Annotated in this window: 20 protein-coding genes, 1 other RNA gene and 1 other annotated feature; of the genes, 3 read left to right on the forward strand and 18 right to left on the reverse strand. The window is 39.6% G+C overall.

Translation table 11 applies throughout. The features are described 5' to 3' along the window. Positions 1 to 5: 5 nt before the first annotated feature. From L2716_RS09960 to cymR, 4 genes are all read right to left on the reverse strand, one after another. A complete protein-coding gene (locus L2716_RS09960) occupies positions 6 to 683 on the reverse strand; it encodes a tetratricopeptide repeat protein (protein ID WP_236334151.1) in 678 nt (225 codons plus the stop codon). A gap of 93 nt (positions 684 to 776) precedes the next feature. Beyond that, positions 777 to 1,892, reverse strand: coding sequence for a tRNA 2-thiouridine(34) synthase MnmA (mnmA, locus tag L2716_RS09965; protein ID WP_236334153.1), 1,116 nt, complete (start codon positions 1,890 to 1,892; stop codon positions 777 to 779). Between the two features lie 15 nt (positions 1,893 to 1,907). Continuing rightward, complete coding sequence (locus L2716_RS09970; RefSeq protein WP_236334155.1) at positions 1,908 to 3,050, reverse strand: cysteine desulfurase family protein; 1,143 nt, start codon at positions 3,048 to 3,050, stop codon at positions 1,908 to 1,910. Between the two features lie 227 nt (positions 3,051 to 3,277). Further along, positions 3,278 to 3,697: a cysteine metabolism transcriptional regulator CymR gene (cymR, locus tag L2716_RS09975; protein WP_236334157.1), complete on the reverse strand. Its 420-nt coding sequence runs from the start codon at positions 3,695 to 3,697 to the stop codon at positions 3,278 to 3,280. Positions 3,698 to 3,895: 198 nt separating this feature from the next. Between cymR and L2716_RS09980 the strand changes: the two genes are divergently transcribed. Together L2716_RS09980 and L2716_RS09985 are read left to right on the forward strand one after the other, a co-directional pair. Continuing rightward, positions 3,896 to 5,227 (forward strand): AAA family ATPase, encoded by a 1,332-nt coding sequence (locus L2716_RS09980; protein ID WP_236334159.1) that lies wholly within the window; start codon positions 3,896 to 3,898, stop codon positions 5,225 to 5,227. Positions 5,228 to 5,327: 100 nt separating this feature from the next. Further along, entirely contained in the window at positions 5,328 to 6,092 is a 765-nt protein-coding gene (locus L2716_RS09985) for an RsfA family transcriptional regulator (RefSeq protein WP_236334161.1), read from the forward strand. A gap of 66 nt (positions 6,093 to 6,158) precedes the next feature. Here L2716_RS09985 and L2716_RS09990 read toward each other — a convergent pair whose 3' ends face one another. From L2716_RS09990 to L2716_RS10010, 5 genes are all read right to left on the reverse strand, one after another. After that, positions 6,159 to 6,926, reverse strand: a complete 768-nt coding sequence (locus L2716_RS09990) for a tRNA threonylcarbamoyladenosine dehydratase (protein WP_236334162.1) — start codon at positions 6,924 to 6,926, stop codon at positions 6,159 to 6,161. Positions 6,927 to 7,077: 151 nt separating this feature from the next. Further along, positions 7,078 to 7,257, reverse strand: a non-coding RNA gene (gene ssrS / locus L2716_RS09995) — 6S RNA. 196 nt (positions 7,258 to 7,453) lie between these two features. Further along, the gene (gene aspS / locus L2716_RS10000; protein WP_236334164.1) at positions 7,454 to 9,238 is read right to left on the reverse strand and encodes an aspartate--tRNA ligase; all 1,785 of its coding nucleotides are present in this window, start codon (positions 9,236 to 9,238) and stop codon (positions 7,454 to 7,456) included. Next, positions 9,235 to 10,521, reverse strand: a complete 1,287-nt coding sequence (gene hisS / locus L2716_RS10005; RefSeq protein WP_236334166.1) for a histidine--tRNA ligase — start codon at positions 10,519 to 10,521, stop codon at positions 9,235 to 9,237. Before hisS ends, aspS begins: the two co-directional genes overlap by 4 nt. 107 nt (positions 10,522 to 10,628) lie before the next feature. Further along, positions 10,629 to 10,859 (reverse strand) — a binding site (T-box leader). A gap of 67 nt (positions 10,860 to 10,926) precedes the next feature. Beyond that, the gene (locus L2716_RS10010) at positions 10,927 to 11,100 is read right to left on the reverse strand and encodes an RNA polymerase subunit sigma-70 (protein WP_236334168.1); all 174 of its coding nucleotides are present in this window, start codon (positions 11,098 to 11,100) and stop codon (positions 10,927 to 10,929) included. Positions 11,101 to 11,222: 122 nt separating this feature from the next. On the opposite strand from L2716_RS10010, the gene L2716_RS10015 reads away from it, so the two are divergent. Continuing rightward, complete coding sequence (locus L2716_RS10015; protein ID WP_236334170.1) at positions 11,223 to 13,043, forward strand: N-acetylmuramoyl-L-alanine amidase family protein; 1,821 nt, start codon at positions 11,223 to 11,225, stop codon at positions 13,041 to 13,043. A gap of 442 nt (positions 13,044 to 13,485) precedes the next feature. Here the strand turns inward: L2716_RS10015 and dtd are convergent, their stop codons facing one another. The 9 genes from dtd to L2716_RS10060 all read right to left on the reverse strand — a co-directional run bounded on the left by dtd (position 13,486) and on the right by L2716_RS10060 (position 23,859). Continuing rightward, positions 13,486 to 13,938: a D-aminoacyl-tRNA deacylase gene (gene dtd / locus L2716_RS10020; RefSeq protein WP_236334172.1), complete on the reverse strand. Its 453-nt coding sequence runs from the start codon at positions 13,936 to 13,938 to the stop codon at positions 13,486 to 13,488. 21 nt (positions 13,939 to 13,959) lie between these two features. Continuing rightward, positions 13,960 to 16,137 carry a RelA/SpoT family protein gene (locus L2716_RS10025; RefSeq protein ID WP_236334174.1) on the reverse strand — a complete coding sequence of 726 codons (2,178 nt, stop codon included), beginning with the start codon at positions 16,135 to 16,137 and terminating at the stop codon, positions 13,960 to 13,962. Between the two features lie 236 nt (positions 16,138 to 16,373). After that, positions 16,374 to 16,886 (reverse strand): adenine phosphoribosyltransferase, encoded by a 513-nt coding sequence (locus L2716_RS10030; protein ID WP_236334176.1) that lies wholly within the window; start codon positions 16,884 to 16,886, stop codon positions 16,374 to 16,376. A 5-nt stretch (positions 16,887 to 16,891) separates the two neighbouring features. Next, positions 16,892 to 19,252, reverse strand: a complete 2,361-nt coding sequence (gene recJ, locus L2716_RS10035; protein ID WP_236334177.1) for a single-stranded-DNA-specific exonuclease RecJ — start codon at positions 19,250 to 19,252, stop codon at positions 16,892 to 16,894. 65 nt (positions 19,253 to 19,317) lie between these two features. Further along, positions 19,318 to 19,653: a LapA family protein gene (locus L2716_RS10040; protein ID WP_236334179.1), complete on the reverse strand. Its 336-nt coding sequence runs from the start codon at positions 19,651 to 19,653 to the stop codon at positions 19,318 to 19,320. After that, complete coding sequence (locus L2716_RS10045) at positions 19,650 to 20,561, reverse strand: cation diffusion facilitator family transporter (protein WP_236334181.1); 912 nt, start codon at positions 20,559 to 20,561, stop codon at positions 19,650 to 19,652. The genes L2716_RS10040 and L2716_RS10045 overlap by 4 nt, the downstream gene beginning before the upstream one ends. A 149-nt stretch (positions 20,562 to 20,710) precedes the next feature. Further along, the gene (gene secDF, locus L2716_RS10050; RefSeq protein WP_236334184.1) at positions 20,711 to 22,942 is read right to left on the reverse strand and encodes a protein translocase subunit SecDF; all 2,232 of its coding nucleotides are present in this window, start codon (positions 22,940 to 22,942) and stop codon (positions 20,711 to 20,713) included. 95 nt (positions 22,943 to 23,037) lie between these two features. Continuing rightward, positions 23,038 to 23,322 (reverse strand): post-transcriptional regulator, encoded by a 285-nt coding sequence (locus L2716_RS10055; protein ID WP_236334186.1) that lies wholly within the window; start codon positions 23,320 to 23,322, stop codon positions 23,038 to 23,040. 51 nt (positions 23,323 to 23,373) lie between these two features. After that, positions 23,374 to 23,859 (reverse strand): COG2426 family protein, encoded by a 486-nt coding sequence (locus L2716_RS10060; protein WP_236334188.1) that lies wholly within the window; start codon positions 23,857 to 23,859, stop codon positions 23,374 to 23,376. Between the last annotated feature and the right edge of the window lie 16 nt (positions 23,860 to 23,875).

Genomic DNA, 23,875 nt, shown 5'->3' on the forward strand with positions numbered 1-23,875 from the left:
GCTAATTATTCGTTGTTTTCAGTGGACTCTCTTATTTCTTTAATTTGTTTTAATCCATTGTGTGCTAGAATATGATCATTTTGAACTTTAACTGCTTTATTAAACATCTCTTCAGCAGTATCGATATTTTCTTGATATAAATAGGCAACACCAAGATTATAGTAAGCATCAGCATGTTCTGGATCCATCTTGATTACTTCATGGAGGGCTGCAGTTGCTTGTTCAAACATCTGTTGCGTGCCAAGTGCCATTCCATATTGAAACCATGCATCCACGTCACTTGGGTTATCTTCTGTTGCTTTTTGAAAATGGGGGAGAGCTCTTTTCGAATCTCCTAATTGAACAAAGCTCATACCTAACATGAAATGTGAATCCCCATCAGATAATCCTTTTTTAATGGCATTTATAAATAAGTCAACAGCGTCATCATATTGTTCTAACTTGTAAAACACAACCCCAGCTCCGTAGTAAGCTGCCGGTAGGTCTTCATTTAGCGAAATCGCTTTATCAAAAAAGCCCATCGCCTTTTCATATTCACCTACAAGTTCAAGTAAGTTACCAAAGTTGACATAGGCAACAGGATCGTCTGGTTGCTCTTCTAGCGCACTATGAAATGCCTTCGCCGCTTCCTCGTAGTTTCCTTCTTTCATCAGTTCAATTCCTCGTTTGTTTTGATCAGCCATAAACTTGTCTCCTCCTATTAATATTTGTCCCATATGAAAAAAGGGACCTAGTCAAACTTTCATTTGAAAAGGTCCACATTAGTGTTCGTATCTCTATGACAAATAAGAAAGTTCTTTTTCTTTCTTATAGACTTTATCGATTGTACCTCCACCTAAACAAACATCTCCATCATAAAAGACGACTGCTTGCCCTGGAGTAATTGCACGTTGTGGCTCATCAAACCACACATCATATTGTCCATCTTCGCGTTTCTTAATGGTTACACCCCGATCTGTTTGCCGGTATCTGAATTTAGCTGTGCATTTTAATTCATCAGGAATTTCCTTATCTGATACAAAGCTTACAAGTGTTGCCGTCAATTGTTCTGAATAAAGAAGCTCATTATGAAATCCTTGTTCAACATAAAGGACATTTCGGTCTAAGTCTTTCCCGACAACAAACCAAGGATCGCCATTTCCACCTATTCCAAGACCATGTCGCTGGCCAATCGTATAATACATAAGTCCATCATGCTTACCCTTCGTTTCACCGGCCATCGTTTGCATTTCACCAGGTTGTGCAGGAAGATACTGGCTTAAGAATTCTTTGAAGTTTCTTTCCCCAATAAAACAAATCCCTGTGCTATCTTTCTTCTTTGCTGTAGCGAGCCCTGCTTTTTCAGCCATTTCTCTAATTTCAGGCTTCTGATATTCCCCGATTGGGAACATAACTTTTGAAATTTGATCCTGGCTGAGTTGATTCAAGAAATACGTTTGGTCCTTATTATCATCAACACCACGCAGCATGACCGTTTCACCATTGCGTTCTGCAACTCTTGCATAATGGCCTGTTGCAACATAATCTGCACCCAAGCTCATTGCATGCTCAAGGAATGCTTTGAATTTTATCTCTTTGTTACACATGACGTCAGGATTAGGAGTCCGACCTGCTTTATATTCTTCAAGGAAATATGTGAAAACTTTATCCCAATATTGCTTTTCAAAATTTACAGCATAATAAGGGATGCCAAGTTGATTACATACCCTAATTACATCTTCATAATCCTCAGTAGCTGTGCATACGCCGTTTTCATCTGTATCATCCCAATTTTTCATGAAGATACCAATTACATCATACCCTTGTTCTTTCAACAGCAATGCTGCAACTGATGAATCAACACCCCCAGACATACCGACAACAACGCGTGTGTCTTCTGGATTATTCGCCATATATTACACCTCCATTTACATTGAAGTTAAGCGATTGACAATTTTGACCGTTTCTTGTCCTGCTCGCTCAATTTCTTCTATTGTATTTCCATAGCCGAAGCTAAACCGAATTGCTGCTGTAAGTCTCTCATGGTCATCAAACATTGCTGATAGAACATGGGACGGTTCGATCGACCCAGCAGTACAAGCGGAACCACTTGATGCTGCTATTCCAGATAAATCTAAGTTTACGAGCATCGATTCTACGTTCGTTCCAGGAAAACTGACATTCAGAACATGTGGCAACGAATACTCGCTAGATCCATTTAGTAAATACTGAATGCCTGCTTCATCAAAAATTTCCAGCATTTTTTCTTTAAATGCCTTTAATTGTTCATGGCGTTCCATTTTTTCTAATTGGATGAGTTCCACTGCTTTTTTCATTCCCATAATGCTTGGTACATTTTCAGTTCCGGCTCTCCGCTTCCTTTCTTGCTCACCACCAAATGCTCTTGGTTCGAGACGAACACCGTCACGGATATACAAAAAGCCACAACCTTTAGGTCCGTTGATCTTATGTGAAGAGATCGACATGAGATCTATTCCTAAATGTTCAACATCTATTAACACACTACCGTAAGCTTGAACAGCATCTGTATGAAAAAGGACTTCTTTATTCTTCGTAATGGTCCCAATTTCTTGAATTGGCTGAAGTGTTCCGACCTCATTATTCCCGTACATAATTGTAACAAGCGTCGTATCTTCTCTGATCGCCTCTTCTAATTGTTGTGGGCTGACCCTCCCCGTCTCATCGACTGGAAGATAGGTTACCTCAAACCCTTGCTCCTCAAGATATTCAACCGCATGTAACACTGCATGGTGCTCGATTCGAGAAGTAATGATATGCTTCCCCTTCTTCTCTTGAGCTAGGGCGGCGCCAATAATCGCCATGTTGTCTGACTCTGTTCCTCCACTCGTGAAAACGATCTCGTTGAATGAAGCGTTAATACTCGTTGCCATCACTCTTCTCGCTTCATCCAATGCTTGTCTAGTGTTTCTACCAAACTGATGGATACTTGAAGGATTTCCGTATAACGTTGTAAAGTAAGGTACCATTGCTTCAACGACTTCCTCCCTCGTCGGAGAAGTCGCAGCATGGTCCAAGTAAATGGCACTCATTAAAATCACCCTATTTCATTATTAACAGATCTATTCAAAGCACATAGCCGTCAACTTTTAAATCTACTTAGCCATATAGACTGATTTAAAAGAGATGGATTAGAAACAAGTAATACGAGGCACGAAGGCTTTAAGGACCGGAATGTATCTTTTAATACATGAGGACCGGAAAAGCCGAGTAACAAAGTAGTGCGCCGTTTATTAGCCATCGACTTTTAAATCTACCTTTAAATGTAGAACATATAAGCCTCTTGATCATCATCATTACTATAAGAAGCCAAATCATCTAAAGTGGTATTATCTAACACATCTTTCACAGCGTCACGGATTTTGATCCAAAGATCCCTTTTGGCAGGTTCTTCGTCATCCATAATTTCAACAGGGGTGATTGGACCTTCTAGTACGCGAATTATATCTCCTGCAGTTATCTTGTCCGCTTCACGAGCTAAAGTATACCCGCCATAAGCACCGCGAATACTTTTGACGAGACCCGCATTTCGGAGTGGACCTACTAATTGCTCTAAATAATGTTCTGAAAGTCCATGGTCCTTTGCAATCGATTTTAAAGATATCGGACCTTCACCATATTTTTTGGCTAGAGCAATCATGATCGTTAATCCGTATCGTCCCTTTGTTGAAATCTTCATAAAATCCTCCTCAATTCACTCTAAACATCTATTAAAAGCTATCCATTATTAATCATTGTATACGAAATATATAATCCCGTTTTAACCTATGACATTATAGCATGAAATGGGTTCTCCTTGCATTCAATCCGTTCCTATAGTATCGTTCATTTGAATTACACATTGTTCATGATTATGTCCCTGAAAGGACGTGAAGCTATGGATTTATTTGATATGCCGAATGACGATACCCCAAGAGGAAAACCACTTGCTGACAGAATGAGACCACGCAAGTTAGACGAGTTCATAGGACAAGAACATATCGTGGGTAAAGGCAAATTACTTAGAAGAGCAATAGAAGCTGATCAGTTATCAGCAATGATTTTCTTCGGACCACCAGGGACAGGAAAAACAACCCTTTCAAAAATCATTGCGAACACTACATCTGCTCAGTTCGACCAAATTAATGCTGTTACTTCAGGAGTAGGTGACATTCGAACCATTACTACTCAAGCAAGAGAAAGATTAAGAATGGAGAATCAGAAAACCCTCCTATTTATAGATGAAATCCACCGTTTCAACAAAAGTCAGCAAGATGCCTTACTTCCATATGTCGAGGATGGAACAATCATTTTGATTGGTGCGACAACAGAAAGCCCGATGTTTGAGATTAACAAAGCTTTGTTGTCCCGATCGAGATTATTTCGCTTCGAACCACTAACAGACCATCATATTAAGAAAGTTTTGCAAGTGGCGATTTCTGACGAACATCGCGGATTTGGTAAACATTCGATTGAAGCGGAAGAACAAGCGCTAGATCATTTAGTCGATGTAGCGAATGGAGATGCGCGAACTGCCCTAAATGCTTTAGAGCTTGCAGTATTGACTACTTCTCCAAATAAGGATGGCACCATCTATATCACCTTGAGCATTGCAGAGGAATCCATTCAACAGAGGGTTTTGCAGTATGATAAACAAGGCGACAATCATTATGACACGATTTCTGCCTTTATCAAAAGTATTAGAGGTTCAGACCCTGATGCTACTTTATATTGGCTCGCCAAAATGATTTACGCAGGGGAAGATCCAAAATTCATTGCGAGACGGCTGTATGTCCATGCGGCTGAAGATGTAGGTCTTGCCGATCCTAACGCTTTATTAATCGCTCAAGCCGCAGCTCAGGCAGTTGACTTTATCGGTATGCCTGAAGCAAGAATACCTTTAGCTGAAGCTGCCCTTTATCTTGCAACCGCTCCAAAAAGTAATGCGGTCATTAGTGGAATTGACCATGCTCTTGCAGCTGTAAAGAATGAAAAAGCTGGACAAGTTCCAACCCATTTAAGGGACGCGCATTACAGTGGCGCAAAAGAGCTAGGTTCAGGAATGGGTTATAAATATCCTCACGATTATAAAGATGGTTACGTACCACAGCAATATTTACCTGATCATCTTAAGCATAAGACCTTCTTTCAACCGAGTGAAAGAGGATACGAGAAATCAGTTTCTAGAAGGCTCGAGTACTTCAAAGAGCGAAAACAAAAAGGTGAATAGAACCTATTAAACAAAAATAGTAAACTTGTATAGTTCTTCTCTTTTTTGTCCATGATAATGCTAAAAAGCCTTATGGGATTTAAAAAGGAGAGAACTAAATATGTCAAATCAACGACAAGATGCTTGGTCTGAAGAAGATGATCTATTACTAGCTGAAACCGTTTTACGTCATGTACGTGAAGGAAGCACTCAGTTATTAGCTTTTGAAGAAGTTGGTGATCAACTTGATCGTACATCTGCAGCGGTAGGGTTCAGGTGGAACGCAATTGTTCGCAAGAAATACGAACAAGCTTTGAAGATTGCCAGACGTCAACGAAAGGAACGAAAAAGAGCAGCTGCTACTCAAGCACCGGCATCACGTAAGGTTGAGAAACAAGATCCTTACCAAACTCGGTATGATGAACCTATGGATTTTGAAAACTATCATCCTCTTTCGGAGCCAAAACACCGAATCGAGGTTGCAGAGGAATTGCATACACCTACACCTGTTGTAAGTGATACACCAAGAGAAGCCGAGGTAAGATCCCATGTCCCAACACCGAAATCAAATCAAACGGTTGAGCTAGATACTGTTATTGAATTTTTGCAGAACCTAAAGCACCAAAATACAGATTCATCTACTGTAAAAATGCGTAATGAACAATTGGAGCTTGAATGTAACAACCTTCGAACGCAAAATGAGGAATTTGAAAAAGAAATAAAAGAACTAAAAAATAATTATTCTTCATTAAAAGAGGATTATCAAGCACTGCTCCAGATTATGGATCGTGCTCGAAGAATGGTCTTACTCCAAGATCAGGATGAATTATCTTCCTCAAAATTCAAAATGGACAAAAATGGGAACTTAGAAAAAGTAGCAAAATAAAAATGGGAGTGATCAATCGTGCTAATACAGCACTGTTGATCACTCCTTTTCTTTTAGCTCTCTAATTTATCGAATTCGATTAATTTGGATTTCGTGCTTTTCAATAATTTTGTTAATGACATGTCCTGCCATGATTAACCCAGAAACCGACGGAACAAATGCGTTCGATGAAGGTGGCAGTTTCGCCTTTCTGATCTTTGCATTTTCATCTGGAACGATGCTTTTTCGCACATCTTCTCTGATTTGAATCGGTTTCTCGTCTGAAAAGACGACATTGATACCTTTATGAATGCCTTCTTTACGTAGTTTTGTGCGGATCACTTTTGCTATAGGATCATAGCTTGTCTTAGAAATATCAGCAATACGTAGTCGTGTCGGGTCCATCTTATTAGCGACACCCATACTTGATATCATAGGAATCTTTCTATTTAAACACTCTTTCATTAAGTGGATTTTATACGAGATTGTGTCTGAAGCGTCAACTACAAAATCAAGCGGATAACTGAAAAAGTCTTCATATGTTTCTTCCGTATAGAAAATTTTCAATGCTTCTACATGACAATCTGGATTAATGTCAGCAATACGCTCTTTCATCAAATCCACTTTCGGTTGTCCCACTGTAGAAATCAACGCGTGAACTTGACGATTGACATTTGTAATATCCACGTCGTCTTTATCGACTAGAATAAGACGGCCGACTCCGGAGCGTGCTAGTGCTTCGGCTGCAAAGGAACCAACGCCTCCAATACCAAGTACAGCTACCGTTGTTCCTTTAAGGACTTCTAATCCATCTTCACCGATTGCTAATTCATTTCTTGAAAATTGATGTAACATCTATATACCCCTTCCGTGCTCCAAATCAGTATCCATCATAGCATATATGAAATCGAAACTCGATTGCAACTTAACAGTTAAGATGATCCATTATTTTAATTAACGTAAAAAAACAATCAGGCTCAAGCCTGATTGTTTTCGTAGCTCATATTAGAGTCCCATTTGTGCCGTCAAATTTCCTTTGTGTTGAACCTGCCTGCAAAACGTGGGTGTCCTGCTATCATCATTGTGCGTCCTTTCGTAGAAGGCTTGCACGCCGATCATAAACTCAGACTCCCATAGTAAAAGTGTTGGCTCAAACATTCGGCAGAAACGTACACCTCAGGACTCTTTAATATTGTAGTTATAGAATAGCACAAGGTCTTTTCAAATTCAATTCAATTGTCAGTGTTTTCTTAAAAATCAGACTAATATACTAAGTTGTAATAATATGTCGCATGATGCACCCAAAATGTCATACGCATAAGTCTTCGTTTATAGTGCTTTGTTAGTAAAATCGCCTTCCAAAATGGAAGGCGACCTTAGTCTTAGGACTCGTTCTTTACTTTTTCTTTATGAACACGTAGATGTAAGTCGTTTAATTGTTGGTCACTTACCTTACTAGGTGCATTTGTTAATAAACAGCTTGCACTTGCTGTCTTTGGAAACGCGATGGTATCTCTCAAGTTTTGTCGGCCAGCTAGCAGCATAACTAGACGATCAAGTCCGAGAGCAATCCCTCCATGTGGTGGAGCTCCGTATTCAAGAGCTTCCATTAAGAAACCAAATTCCGCATGCGCATCCTCTAGAGAAAATCCGAGCGCTTTAAACATTCTCTCTTGAACTTCTTTTTGGTAGATACGCTGAGAACCTCCGCCTAATTCATAGCCATTCAACACTAAGTCATAAGCTTGTGCACGAACACTCACTGGATCTGACTCTAGTAGGTGTAGATCTTCCTTCTTAGGCATCGTAAACGGATGATGGGCAGCAACGTAACGATTAGCATCTTCATCAAATTCAAGTAGCGGGAAGTCAACAACCCACAAGAAATTGAATTTGTCTGTATCAATGAGTTCTAGTTGTTTACCTAGTTTCATGCGTAGAGCACCTAGGCTTTCAGCAACTACTTTAGGTTTGTCGGCAACAAATAGTAACAAGTCTCCAACATTCGCTTCAAATGCTTCCTTCAATTGCTTTTGCATGTTTTCATCGAAGAACTTAGAAATAGGTCCTTTTAGTCCTTCTTCCTCAACCTTCAACCATGCTAAACCTTTCGCACCGTAAACTTTTACGAAATCAGTCAATTGATCAATATCTTTACGAGAGAACTCACCAGCTTGACCGCTAACGTTGATTCCTTTCACTTCACCACCGGATTCAATGGTTGAAGCAAATACTTTAAAATCTGATTCCGCTACTAAGGAGGAAACATTTACAAGCTCCATACCAAATCTCGTATCAGGTTTGTCAGAGCCATAACGCTCTATTGCTTCCTTGTATGTCATGCGTTGAATAGGTGTTTGGACTTGTATACCTTTCGTTTCGTGTAAAATTTGTGTCATCATCTTCTCTGTCATTTCAAACAAATCTTCTTGATCCATAAACGATGTCTCGATGTCGACTTGAGTAAATTCTGGTTGACGGTCAGCACGTAAATCTTCGTCACGGAAACAACGTACAATTTGATAATATCGTTCAAAACCAGATACCATTAGCAATTGTTTAAAGATTTGTGGAGACTGAGGCAATGCATAGAAATGTCCCTCGTGAACACGACTTGGTACTAAGTAATCGCGTGCTCCTTCCGGCGTACTCTTTGTCAGCATTGGCGTTTCCATATCGAGAAACTCATATCCATCTAAGAAATCACGGATTAACTTCGTAACCTTACTACGCATCTTTAATGTTTCTTGCATAACTGGACGACGCAAGTCCATGTATCGGTATTTTAATCGAATATCTTCGCTGATCTCTTCCTTATCCGAGATCATGAATGGCGGTGTTTTGGCTGCATTGATAATTTCAACTTTCTCAGCTTTAATTTCAATACGACCCGTCTCCATTTTTTCGTTAATCGTACTTTCATCCCTGGCAACGACTGCGCCTTGTATTTCGATTACATATTCATTCCGAATTTTGTCTGCAATCATTGCTGCTTCTTTAGAGTTCTCAGGATTGACAACCACCTGTACAATTCCTGAACGATCTCTTAGATCTATAAATATAAGACCACCTAGGTCTCTTCGCTTTTGTACCCAACCTTTTAATTGAACGCTTGATCCGATATGTTGTTCTGTCACCTTACCGCACTGATGTGTTCTACCAATCATGACCGAGTTCCTCCTTCAATACCCTTTAGTAAATATTCTGTAGCTTCATTTATTGGCATTTCTACTTGTTCGCCAGTGTTCATATCCTTCACATTAATAACGTCTTTCGCTAGTTCATCTTCCCCTAAGACTAGTACATACTTTGTGTTTAACCGATCTGCTGCTTTAAATTGTGCTTTCATTTTTCTCTCGAGATAATCTCGATCTGCAGTAAGCCCCGCTCGTCGTAAATCGTTCAGTATGGACATACTGCGCTTCTTAGGTCCTTCACCTAACGTAACGAGATAACAGTCAATTCCCTTTTGTATCGGTAGATCGATTTGTTCTGCTTCTAAAGCGACAAGGAAGCGTTCAAGGCTCATCGCAAACCCTATACCTGGCGTTTCAGGTCCACCAATATCTTCAACGAGTCCATTATAGCGACCACCACCACTTAACGTAGTGATAGCACCAAAGCCTGGAGCCTCACTCATAATTTCAAATGCTGTGTGATTATAATAGTCTAGGCCTCGAACCAATGTAGCATCAACTTCATAAGGTACATTTAATTCATCTAAATAGGCTTTTACTTGCTCAAAATAGCCTCTTGAACTGTCATTTAAGTATTCCAATATGGATGGCGCAGATGCCATTTTAGGATGACTGCGATCTTTCTTGCAGTCCAAAATTCTAAGTGGATTCGCATCAATTCGGTTTTGACAATCCTCACAAAGTTCTCCAATTACAGGTCTAAAGTGAGAGACAAGTGCTTCTCTATGCGCGATTCTACTTTCTGTATCACCAAGAGAGTTGACAATAAGTTTCAAGTGTTTGAGCCCAAGCTCTTGGTAAAGCTCCATAGCAAGTGCCATTACTTCTGCATCAATCGCTGGATCATTACTACCTAACGCTTCGATGCCGAACTGCACAAACTGTCTTGTGCGACCTTTTTGAGGACGTTCATAACGAAACATCGGTCCTATATAGTAAAGCTTTGTTGGTTGCTGTGGATCCCCGAACAATTTATTTTGCACGAATGAACGAACGACAGACGCTGTTCCTTCAGGTCGCAGTGTCAGACTACGATCCCCTCTGTCCTTGAACGTATACATTTCTTTTTGAACGATATCCGTTGTATCACCTACACCTCGTTGAAAAAGATCGGTGTGCTCAAAAATCGGTGTGCGAATTTCGTGATAATTATATTTGCGACAAAGCTCTTTAGCCTTCTCCTCAATTAACTGCCATTTCTCAACCTCGCCAGGTAAAATATCCTGGGTTCCTCTAGGAATTTGAAAGCTCATTCCAGTTCACTCCCTGTTATCATTCTTTCAGATGAAAGATTCGTTTAATGTCTATATTTCAAATAAATAAAAAAACTCCCGCCCCTTCTTAATCAAATCATGATTAAAGAAGGGACGAGAGTTGTTTCCCGTGGTACCACCCTAGTTGAAGTGACAAACACTTCCACTCAAGTTACAGTTAACGCCTGCATACGTTAAATCCCTACTGCCAAATAGGTTCGGAATTAAACCTCCGGAGTGTCTTTCATCTAATCTCTATGTAGGAATGCTTGCAGTCAATTGGCATTCCCTCCCTGCACATGAGCTTTTAGAGTACTTTTCTCCATCAACGGTTATCAATCGATTCGTTTGAATTGATTACTATCATACGGACCTTTAAACATGATGTCAAGCACATAATAAATTTTAACGATTAATTTGTCGTTTTAGCTTTTTGACTGCTTCTAAATTGACGCCAAACTCTTCAGCAAGCTCGTAGTTTGTCATACTCGGTTCTTTTTCAATAAACTGATGGAAGTCCATCCCAAACAGAGCTGATTCCCTTTGATTCATCGTATCTTGTTTTGTACTTTTTCTCATTCATCATAACCACCTATATATCATTATCTACCTCTTTATCATTGCCCTAATATGATGTTTTTTTACATATTTAGATGTTTTTCACTCAATTTGTTGAAGCACATATGAAATGAGGAGAAGGTGTGACCGATATAAAAGATGGAATGAAGAAATGGGGTGGAATAGTGAAAAAGTGTTATTATATTTTGTTAACTATGATTTTCTTACTTAGCTCTTTCACAACAGTTAGTCAAAATGGATTTGCTGCCGACCGAGATAAGGCAAAGATTACGGTTGATACTTTAAATGTTCGGTCAGGACCAGGTTTGGGTCATTCAGTTGTTGGCCAAGTACATAAGAACAAGGAGTACCCGATATTATCTGAGAAAGGCGATTGGCTACAAATTCAAATGAATGGCAAAAGAGGTTGGATTGCTGGATGGTATGCTAAAAAAATTAAAGCTCAACAATCAGAAAACGATCCATCATCCAATACTGGGATCTGGATCTCATCAAAAGTTGATGCACTTAATGTGCGCTCTGGTCCTGATACATCTTTCACGGTCGTTGGACAGATCTATCCACATGAAAAGTTTCAATCGATTGATACGAAAGGCTCTTGGACAAAAATCAAGTATAAAAACCGTGAGGCATGGGTGGCTTCTTGGCTCACTCAGTCATCTACTCCATCAAGTGAAAAGAAAAAGGAACCAGAACAATCTAGCGACAAGTCCATCGTCAATGCTACTAGTTTAAATGTTCGTAGTGGACCTGGAACTTCTTACTCCGTAGTTGGTTCTCTCCGCAAAGGGGATCATGTTGAGATTATTCAGATTCAAAATGGCTGGTATAAAGTGTCTTACCAAAATGGAAAGGGCTGGGTAGCTGGTCGGTACGTTACAAAATCAGAAAATGAAGACAAACAACCTAGTACACCACCTACAGCTCCCACATCATTAAAAAAAGGGAAGATTACAGCTACCATTTTAAATGTCAGGGACAAAGGATCATTGCAAGGGAAAGTCGTTGGTCAATTAAAGAAAAATCAAATCGTAGAGATTCTAAAAGTTGAAAACAAGTGGGCCTATGTACAGTGGAATCAATCAAAAGGTTGGGCTGCTTCCTGGTTTATAGAAGAGGTAAAGGAAGACAACACTTCACAACCTGAAGGTGATTTGTCGAATGAACCATCCCTTACACTTCTCTACGATGGCACAAATCTACGAAGTGGACCGTCAACAAAGGATTCTGTCGTAGATCGAGGCAATAAAGGCGATCAATTTCCTATATTATCTAAAGAAGGTGACTGGTTTAAAATCAAGTTATCTTCAACTAAAGAAGCTTATGTAGCTGGATGGATTGTGTCGGTTACTGGTGCCTCAACACCCGAGGTGAATCATCCTACTGTAGGAGACTATCTTAAAGGAAAAACCGTCGTTATAGATGCAGGTCACGGTGGAAATGATGGTGGTGCTGTAGGAACGACATACGGCACACTTGAAAAAGTTCTGAATCTGAATGTCGCTAAAGCTGTTTCTTCTAAATTAAAAGCAGCTGGCGCGAAAGTAGTCATGACGAGAAGTGACAACCAATATATTAGTTTACCTTATCGAGTATACCTTGCTCACACTCATAGTGCCGATGCGTTTATCAGTGTACATTTTAACTCGTCGATCTTCCCTAGTGCAAAAGGTGTGAACAGCTTTTACTATTCAAAGCTAAAGGATGCACCTCTCGCTCATGCTATTCAAGATGAATTAGTGAGACAGACTGGGTTAAGGAACCGTGGGGTTAAATTCGGAAACTTCCAAGTCCTGAGAACAAATCATCAACCTGCAACACTCTTAGAGCTCGGTTTCATTTCCAATTCACAAGAAGAACATTATGTGCGCTCAGCTGCTTATACAGATAAAGCGGGCCACGCAATTTATAGAGGATTAGCAAAGTTCTTCTCTAATCGATAAATTCAATGAGCTGTCCAGAAAGCCCGTGAAAACTGTCCTTCTGACTGCCCACTGTTAAATAAAGATATTGATTTCTTCGAAATTCACTCCCTTTCCGCGGGCGAACCGCGAGCCTCCTCGCTCACAGCAGATTCCTGTAGCTAAACTTCGCTGCGGGGTCTCGCCTGGCTCGCTATTCCCGCAGGACAAGGAAGGCTTTGGCAACATTACATCGCACGAAGAAAATATGAACTTCATTTTCGAGGAGTGTCGTGAATTTAGTTTGAAATCAATTAATAAAGATCGACAGAACATTAAGATTTATGAAAGCGAAGAACAGAATGCTGATTGAGAGCCAAATGAACAACGGCGAAAGGCAAAAGCAAATACAAACCAGGACCAGGTAGGAATTTCTCTACCTGGTCCTGGTTTGTTTCAGGGACTAATTAGACAGCCCCAATACTTATTTGTTCATTTCATTTGTATCTAAAATTAAGGTTACTGGACCGTCATTATGGATTTGAACATCCATCATCGCACCAAATTCACCCGTCTGAACTTGAATACCTTTTTCGGACAGTAATTTGTTGAATATTTCATAAAGTCCTTTAGCTTGATCAGGTTTGGCTGCTCCCATAAAATTCGGGCGACGTCCTTTGCGACAATCGCCATATAATGTGAATTGGGATACGGAAAGGATAGATCCGTTAATATCCAACAAGGAGTGATTCATCTTTCCATCCTCATCTTCGAAAATACGCAAATTCGGTATCTTATCAGCAAGGATTTCCACGTCCTTTTGGGTGTCATCATGGGTGACACCAACAAGTAGGACGAGCCCTTTTTCAATTTCTCCAACTGTTTGGTCTTTCACAAGCACCTTTCCACTTGAGACCCTTTGCACGACGACTCGCATCAGGTTATCCCTCCAATTGCTTTACTGCATAACTCTTCGAACAGCGTAAATATCTGGAATCCGCTTGATCCGTTCAACGACTTTCTGTAAATGGTTTACGTTGGTAATTGAAATCGTCATGTTTATGGTTGCCATCTTGTTTTTATCTGAACGACCAGAAACGGCACTAATGTTTGTCTTTGTTTCCGCTACTGCATGAAGTACTTCATTCAGTAAACCTCTACGATCGAATCCAGTAATCTCGATATCGACGCTGTAATTTTTCGTTTGGTAATTGGCACCTTCCCACTCTACTGGTAAGAGGCGGCTTTCATCGCTTTCCACATCAATATTCGGGCAATCATGTCGGTGAATAGATACACCTCTACCTTTCGTAATATAGCCCACAATATCGTCACCTGGGACTGGATTACAACATTTAGAGAGACGGATCAACAAGTTATCTATCCCTTTAACTTGAACACCAACTTCTGTTCGCTTTCGTTGTGGATAGGATTTAGACTCGTTAATTGTATTCAGTAATTGTTCAGTTTTTGCTTCATCTTTCTTCTTCCGTACTTTATCAGATAATCGTGTAGCGATTTGAGATGCTGTGATGCCGCTATACCCAACAGCTGCATACATATCTTCAATGTTTGAGAAGTTATATTTTTCTGCAACTTTCTCTAAGTTATCCGAAGTGAAGACTTCTTTAAGTTCAAAGCCATTGCTTTTTACTTCTTTCTCGATCATATCCTTGCCTTTGGCAACATTCTCTTCGCGTTTCTCTTTCTTAAACCATTGTCTGATCTTATTTTTCGCATGAGAACTTTGTGTTAATTTAAGCCAATCTTGACTCGGGCCATATGAGTGCTTTGACGTTAGCACTTCAACAATATCCCCGGTTTTTAGTTTATAATCGAGAGGCACCATTTTCCCATTAATTTTCGCACCGATACATTTATTCCCGATTTCCGTATGAATTCTATATGCGAAATCAAGTGGAACGGAACCGGACGGGAGTTCAATAACATCCCCTTTAGGCGTAAATACGAATACCATATCTGAAAAGAGGTCAACTTTAAGCGACTCCATAAATTCCTCAGCATCGGTCGCATCGTTTTGCCATTCTAGAATTTCTCTAAACCAAGTCAGTTTTTCCTCAAATGTATTGTTGCTAGAATTGTTCATGCCTTCTTTATATGCCCAGTGTGCAGCAATACCGTATTCAGCCACTCTATGCATTTCTTCTGTTCGAATTTGAACTTCAAGTGGATCCCCTTTTGGACCTATAACTGTCGTGTGCAAGGATTGGTACATGTTTGCTTTAGGCATTGCGATATAGTCCTTGAAACGACCTGGCATCGGCTTCCAACACGTATGGATGATACCAAGAACTGCATAACAATCTCGGATATTATCGACAATGACACGAACGGCAAGTAAATCATAGATTTCGTTAAATTGCTTGTTCTGCTTCGTCATTTTGCGATAAATACTGTAAATGTGCTTCGGCCTTCCCCAAATATCAGATTCAATGTTTACTTCATCTAGTCGACTTTGGATATCCCCGATGACCTCTTCTACATATTGCTCGCGTTCATTCCGTTTCTGCTTCATCAAGTTAACAATTCTGTAATATTGTTGAGGATTTAAATAGCGTAATGAAACATCTTCAAGCTCCCATTTAATCGTAGAAATTCCTAACCGATGTGCGAGTGGAGCAAAGATTTCTAATGTCTCATTGGCTTTTTGAATTTGTTTTTCCTTTGGCATATGCTTTAAAGTCCGCATGTTATGAAGTCGATCCGCTAATTTAATGAGAATACAACGGATATCTTGAGCCATAGCAACGAACATTTTACGATGATTCTCAGCTTGCTGTTCTTCTTTAGACTTGAATTTGATCTTCTTTAGCTTCGTTACACCATCAACGAGCATAGCGACTTCTGCATCAAATTCATTTTCCATATCTTCTAATGAAACGCTTGTGTCTTCAACGACATCATGAAGAAACCCTGCCGCAATCGTCGTTGCATCCATCTCCAAATTTACTAGGATATCAGCCACTTCTACAGGATGATCAATATAAGGGTCGCCTGATTTCCGGAATTGCCCTTCATGAGCATCTCTCGCAAATTCATACGCCCTTTGCAAATAATCTATATCTTCTTTCGGCAAATACGTTGCCGCTTTCGTCAATACTTCTTGAATAGCCATACAATCACCTATCATATGTTGATTGGTATATAAATTCTATTATCGTTAAAATTTAACTTCATGTAAAGTGTAAATCGAAAATTGTCGATTAATGCCATCTGTAAGTTTTTTCTATTTCTTATATACCCATACACATCAAGTTATGAACTCAATTTCTGTAATTCATAACTTAATGTACAATAAAAAAATAATATATAAAACGAGCTCGTTTCTACGAGCCCGCTTCTAAGATCATTTTAATATTGCATTAATGTAAAGATATCGTATCCATCCATTTTATCACGGCCATTCAAGTATGTCAGTTCAATCATGAATGCAATTCCGACCACAACCCCGCCAAGCTTTTCAACGAGTTGAATCGTCGCATCGATTGTACCACCCGTTGCAAGTAAATCATCGGTGATTAATACGCGCTGACCAGGCTTAATTGCATCTTTATGAATCGTGAGTACATCTTTACCATATTCTTTACCGTAATCGACTTTAACGACTTCTCGTGGAAGTTTGCCGTCTTTACGAATCGGAACAAAACCGACATTCATCGCATACGCAACAGGACACCCAACAATAAATCCTCTTGCTTCTGGTCCGACGACTACGTCTATTTGCTTTTCTTCTGCGTACGTGACAATTTCGTCCATTGCTTTTTTATAAACGTCCCCTTGCTGCATCAATGTTGAGATATCTTTAAATCGTATGCCTTCTTGGGGAAAGTCTTCAACTACTTCAATGTATTTCTTATAATCCATATTCTTTAGTAAGCCTCCTCAAATCGAACACCATCAGTCTCTTTCTCGAAAAACCAGCGCTTTAAATCACGATAGGAGGAGTAACATAGGTCGTTTTCAAGACTTGACTGTTCTTGTTTTCTCCTATACGTTATTGAATCCGTAAGCGGTCGTTTGATAGGTTGATCTGTTACTGTAATAATTCCATTGTCTATTGTAACAAATTCAAGCTCAAAAAACACCTTTGACATAAAATAGACAGAATCTACTGACCATCCTTTAAAAGAAGCTAATTCTTTCGCTTTCTTCTTGTACTCGAATCGCCCTTGTTTTTTCAGAAAAGCATAGAACCATCTGAATGACTCTCTAGTTGGGATCGGGTTAAAATAATGGTCCTCTTCGTGGTGGAAAACTGTGTATACCCTTTCAGCTTTAGAACCATAACTTATAAGCTCCTCCAACTGTTCCTTATTGGACGGTAAATCAAGAATCATTAGGTAGTGTCCATCCAGTTTTATTTGTTCAAGTGTAGATGTTTCAGTAACATGATAAATACGATTCTTCCATTCTCCCAGTTGTAATTGGGCTACCGTATCTGTTTGAAAAGCAATGAGTTGAACCTTATCTGCATTTAACAGATCAAGTCGTTCTTTTAAATTCTTAATTCCTCGATAATCAAATAATTGCTTTTCTTTAACGGCGATATCTTTAAGCATAAGTTGAGGTTTTCTAAATCCATTCCACTCATTGATAGAAAGTTCACCTACAACAGAAAGAGAGGCATGAGGTGTAATTTCTTCGAAAATTTCGCCAAAGTGAAAACCAATTACATCTAATGCTGCTTGTTCCCCTTTCAACGTAAGTTTCAAATGTTTCGAGTCACTTCCAATTCTCCGAAATTCTTTCAATTGACTCGGTTCAATTAGGAATTTTGGTTTTGGATTATCTACTCCAAATGGCTCAAGTGTTTGAAGCTCTTCTATAACCTCAAGTGAAATATCATCTACCGAACATTTCAAATCAACCGTTGTAATCGGTGTGAAATCTTCAGGATTTAGCTTCTCTGATGCTAATTGATCTAAACGTGAACGAAGCTCCTCTAAATGAGCCAAGTCAAGCGTCATACCTGCTGCCATCGGGTGTCCACCGAAATGGGGGAGGATATCTCGGCATTCAGATAAATTAGCAAACATATCAAAACCAGCGATACTTCTAGCTGATCCCTTGGCAACACCTTTATCTGGATCGATGCTCAAAATAATCGTAGGCCGATAGTATTTTTCAACAATTCTTGACGCAACGATGCCAATCACACCTGGGTTCCATCCTTCTTTTGCGATGACAAGCGCAGATTGGTTCTCTGGCGGATACTCATTCTCAACAATCTCTATTGCTTCTTTGGTCATTTTTGTTACGAGATTTTGTCTTTCTTTATTCATAGCATCAATTTCTTGTGCAATCATTTCCGCTTCGTCTGGGTCATTTGTTGTGAATAAATCTACAGCTGGATCTGCTGAATCTAGTCGGCCAGCAGCATTCACTCTTGGTCCGATTCCAAAACCGATATGCTCCGCATTTAAGACTTGATCGTTAATATTACATAGTTTTATTAATGCTTGTAGACCAGGTTTCTCTGTTCTTTGCAACCTAGTAATGCCTCGTTTGGCAATCAATCTATTCTCACCAACCAGTGGTACTAGATCGGCTATCGTTCCGATACAAGCAATGTCCAATAAATGAACCGGTGGTTTTCCTAATAAGGCATGTGCGACTTTAATCGCTACTCCTACCCCCGCTAATCCCTTGAAAGGATAAGAACAGCCTGGTTTTTTAGGGTTAATGGTCGTATATGAATCTGGTAACTCAGGCTGAGGCTCATGGTGATCTGTAATAATCAGGTCTATCCCGATCTCTTTCGCAACAGTCGCTTCATGTATCGCTGAGATTCCTGTATCTACAGTAATAATGACCGAATAGCCTTGTTCTTTAATCCACCTAAATGCAGCTTCGTTAGGACCGTAACCTTCAGTAAATCGATTCGGTATATAGTAATCAAAGTCAGCGCCAAGTTCACGAAGAGTAAAATACATGACAGACGTACTACTGACGCCGTCTGCATCATAGTCTCCAAAAATCATGATCTTCTCTTGATTTTCTATAGCACTTTTTATACGCTCAACAGCAATTTCCATTCCATCTAATAAGAAGGGGTCATGAAATTCACTGTTCTCAATATGTAGAAATTCTGAAGCTTCGGTTATATCTTCTTTTCCTCTATTTACAAGTAATCCCGCTACTAATGGGGATATACCAAGGTGTTCCACGAATTGATCAGCTTTCTCCTGATCAACCTCGTTCACACTCCACCTTGTCTTTGCGTCCAACATAAAACCACCTCTTGACTCACTCATTATACAAGAGTGGCCAAAGAGGTGGCAAATACAATTTCAGGTTATATCGAAGCGTCTTCTTCAGTTTGATTAGATTCAGTCGTTTGCTTTTCTGAGGACAAGACTTTTTCTTGTTTGTCTTTCGCGCTCTCCGTAAGTTGTTGGTTTTCCTTCTGTAAGTTTCGTAATTCTTTTCTCATGGAGAAAAATCGAACGGAACCCGCAAAACCAATCGTTATTGCACCTAATAAAGCCGAACCTAGAATAACAAGTACAAGTGGCCATTGAGATGAACCAAATAAATAATGAACTTCAACTGAGTCAACATTGATAACAGCAAATACAGCTACAACAATTGCAAATAGGAGTACGATGATAAAACTCCATTCTCTTCTCATAAATCTCCACCGCCCTTTTCTGCTTGATAAGGATTGATATGAACGAAAACGTCTCTTACATTTGTTTGCTCAACTAAGCGATTCTTCACCTCTTTACCAATGTCATGCCCTTCTTGGACAGAAATGGTTGGGTTGACTGCAACTTTTATGTCGATTATCACGTAATACCCATGTTCACGCGCGAAGAATTCATCTAAATTCATCACACCTGGCACATTTCTCACAATTTCTTTCAACTCTATCGTATCTTCTTCATGTAAGACATGGTCAAGCGTATTATGAATAGATTCAGCTCCTAACTTCCAAGAGATGTGTAGTACGAGTAAGGAGACGACTAGACCTGCGATTGGATCGGCATATTCTAGCCAACCAATATTTAACTTCCCACCTAAAACCGCTGCTCCGATCCCAATTAATGCTGCAATCGAAGAATAGACGTCAGATCGATGTTCGTATGCATTATTAATAATTGCATCACTGTTAATTCTTTTTCCTAATCGGAATTTATATTGAAACATGATTTCCTTTGCAATAATCGAGAAAATTACCGCATATACTGCCCAGATTTTTGGTGCATTGATCGGATGGAAGAATGCCTCAATAGACGAATAGCCAATTTCAAGACCTACCACAAACAACAATACCGCTACAATGATGGCAGCGATGGATTCAGCTTTACCGTGTCCATATGGGTGATCACGGTCTGGGGGAAGCTTTGCTGCTCGTAATCCGAGCAATACAGCAAAAGAGCCAGCGACATCAGATGCAGAATGGACAGCATCCGCGATCAGCGCTCGACTATTGGAAAGAAACCCAACAGATCCTTTAATAATTGCTAATATCAAATTCCCAATAATCCCTACCCATGCGGCAAATTCACCCTGTCTAAAACGATCGTTTTGATCCACTTCAACCACTCCAAAAACATTCTACATATTAAGTCTACGTTCAATGTTCAACAATTACATCCAATTTTACACTAAAACTGATTTCTTAAACTTCTAGTTCATTTGTTAGAAAGAAAAGCGGCTGACCAATCTGGTCAACCGTCTTCCAATTATTCTGTTGTTTCAACTGATTTTGCAGGTTTCTTGTTCAATTGTTTCCCTTTCCACACTAACCATACTTGAGAAGCGATGAATAGAGATGAATAGGTTCCTGCAATTAATCCGATCAATAAAGCAAATGAGAAGTTACGGATTGCTTCACTACCGAAAATCATCAGTGCAGCTGCAGCAAATACCACAGTCAACACTGTATTGATTGAACGTGCTAACGTCTGAACTAAACTAACATTTACGACCTTCGATAAGTCTGCAAACGTCTTAATCTTCATATACTTAGAATTTTCTCGAATGCGATCGAAGGTGACAATCGTATCATTGATTGAATACCCGACAATGGTCAGGACTGCTGCAATGAACGGTAGATTCACTTCAATCTGCAATAAGCTGAAAATCGCGATAATGAAAAATGCATCATGGAGTAAAGCGACAATTGATGCTAATGCTTTCAACCATTCGAAACGGATCGTTACATAAATGATAATTCCGATGGATGCAATCGCAATCGCGTACATGGCATTTTTCGCAAGCTCTCTTCCTACAGTCGGATCCACGGTACTAACGTTCGGCTCTTGTCCGTATTCTTTTTTGAAGAACGATTTGAGCTTACTGATCTCTTGTTGCTCTAATACACCAACGTAACGTGTTACAGCAATATTATTTTTATCACCTGAAATGATGACTTCTTCAGATTCCAAGTCGATTGACTTTAATTGTTCTTTAATCTTTTCATCGTTCAATGACTGATCAGAGGTAATTTCAATTCGGCTACCACTTGCAAAGTCAATCCCTAAGTTCAAATTGAATATGAGTAAGGAAGCTACGCCAAGTCCAATCAACACACCTGAGATCGTAAAGAACTTTTTCCGATGCTTAACAAAGTCCATGTTTTTGAATTTGCTCTTAGAAATATCCAATCGATCCGTATCATCCAGATCTGATATTTGCTCTTGCTTTACACCGAATAGACGCGGTTTCTTATTTAAGATACGGCTGTTTACCCATAAGCCAAGTAGTAATCGAGAACCATAAACGGCCGTTAGGAAACTAGCCAAAATACTGATGATCAACACGAGCGCAAACCCTTTTACTGAGCTCGTCCCAAACCCGAATAAAACACCTGCAGCAAGGATGGTTGTGATGTTGGCATCAAGGATTGTAGATAATGACCGCTTGTTCCCCGCTTTAAAGGCTGACATGACCGATTTACCTGAACGAAGTTCTTCCTTAATACGTTCGTATGTGATGATATTGGCATCGACAGCCATACCGACCCCAAGAATGAGGGCTGCAATACCTGGTAACGTTAATACCCCATCCATCCAATCAAATACAAGTAGAATTAAGTAAATGTATGCGGAAAGTGTAATAACCGCAATAATTCCAGGAATACGATAGAAAATTAACATGAATAAGAAAATCAATGCAATTCCAACCGTACCTGCAACGACAGTCTTCTCTAAGGAGTCTTGACCAAATTTTGCACCCACTGAAGTTGAATAAATTTCCTTCAGTTTAACAGGAAGTGATCCAGCATTGAGAAGGTCAACTAAATTTTGAGCTTCTTCAACATTCTCCATTCCATCAATCGTTGCTTGCTTAGAATTGATTACCTTGTGTACGTACGGAGCAGAAATGTATTTCGGATTTTCTTTCTTGGCTTCCTCTTGGAAAGAATCTCCCTTTTCATAATCCAACCAGATGACTAAACGGTTGTTCGGTTTTTTTTCAAGGATTTGTTTCGTAACTTGACCAAATTTATCGCCATCTTTCAACTGTAAAGAAACGATCGGTTGGTTACTATTTTGTAAAAACTCTACCTTCGCACCGCCTTCTTTAAGGTCGGAGCCTTTCAAATAAACTTTCCCATTAACATCGCGGAAAGTCAGTTCTGCTTGAGTAGATAAGAGTTCCCGAGCTTTATTTTGATCTTTAACACCCGCAAGCTGTACGCGGATTCTTTTTCCTTCAATTTGGATGTTCGGTTCAGAAACACCCAGTACGTCAACACGTTCTCTTAACGCACTAACCGTATTATTCAATAAGTCCTTATCAACTTCTTGACCTTCACTGGTCGGTTCGACATCGTAAAGAACCTCAAATCCACCTTGTAGATCGAGTCCTAGCTTAATGTTTTGGACGATGTCTTTCGTCGTTACCCCTAAAGTCCCTGCAATCATTATGACTAACAGGAAAAAGGCAACGATCCGTCCTCTTTTCACCATATGTAACTTCCTCCCCTATGCCTACAATCTGGTTGTTCCTCTTAGTGTTATGTAATGACAGTACATCCTATTATATCCATCCGAAGAAAGGCGTGTCAATTGCCCTCAAGTGTGTCAAATGAATACCACTGATCATCTGTAACCGCCTGAATCGTAAGCCAGTTCATAAAATCATTTGTAGAAAGCCTCATGATTGTGTTGATTACTTGATGAATTCGCCACTCTTCTTCCTTTTGCTTTTTCGCACGTGACAAGATACATTTCCAAATTTCATCCTCTGTTACACTTTCATAACCCATAAAGTGTAACTCTTCCATTTTACTTTTGAGAGCAGGACCAACTTGTGGTCGCCATTCAGCTAACTTCATTTCTTCATGCATCTTTTATCCCCCTTTTTACCAAGCAGTTTATTATTTTATATAATCTACAATTTAAACGATCGAATAAACGACCAGTCCAACGCCTAATCCAGCCACTACTACACCAAATGCAATCGCAAGGAACGCATAGTGAAACCTGATTTTAAATAAAGCGGCTGCCACACAAGCACTATAGGCTCCTGTCGTCGGTAAAGGAATGGCTGTAAATAGAATTAAGCCTATTGCGCCAAATCGCTCAACGTTCTTACTGTTCCGTAGGGTACGTTCGTATAGCCAGTCATAGAAACGCTTGTACCATCGAAACCTCATCATAAAATTACTTAAAGGACGGAACAAAAGTAATAGAGGAATGATCGGTAAGAGATTTCCTAATACCGATAATGTAAAGGCAGTCCAAAAATCATAACCGAAAGTAGCAGCTACTGGAATGCCTCCTCTTAGTTCCAAAATAGGTAATGCAGACACAATGACAACAATTAATTCTTCTGGTAGGAAACTCAAATGTTCTACCACATACTGTTTAATTTCTTCTTTCAACTTCTACACCTCAACT

It is taken from the genome of Pseudalkalibacillus berkeleyi, from assembly GCF_021608225.1.
Lineage (GTDB): Bacteria > Bacillota > Bacilli > Bacillales > Fictibacillaceae > Pseudalkalibacillus > Pseudalkalibacillus berkeleyi.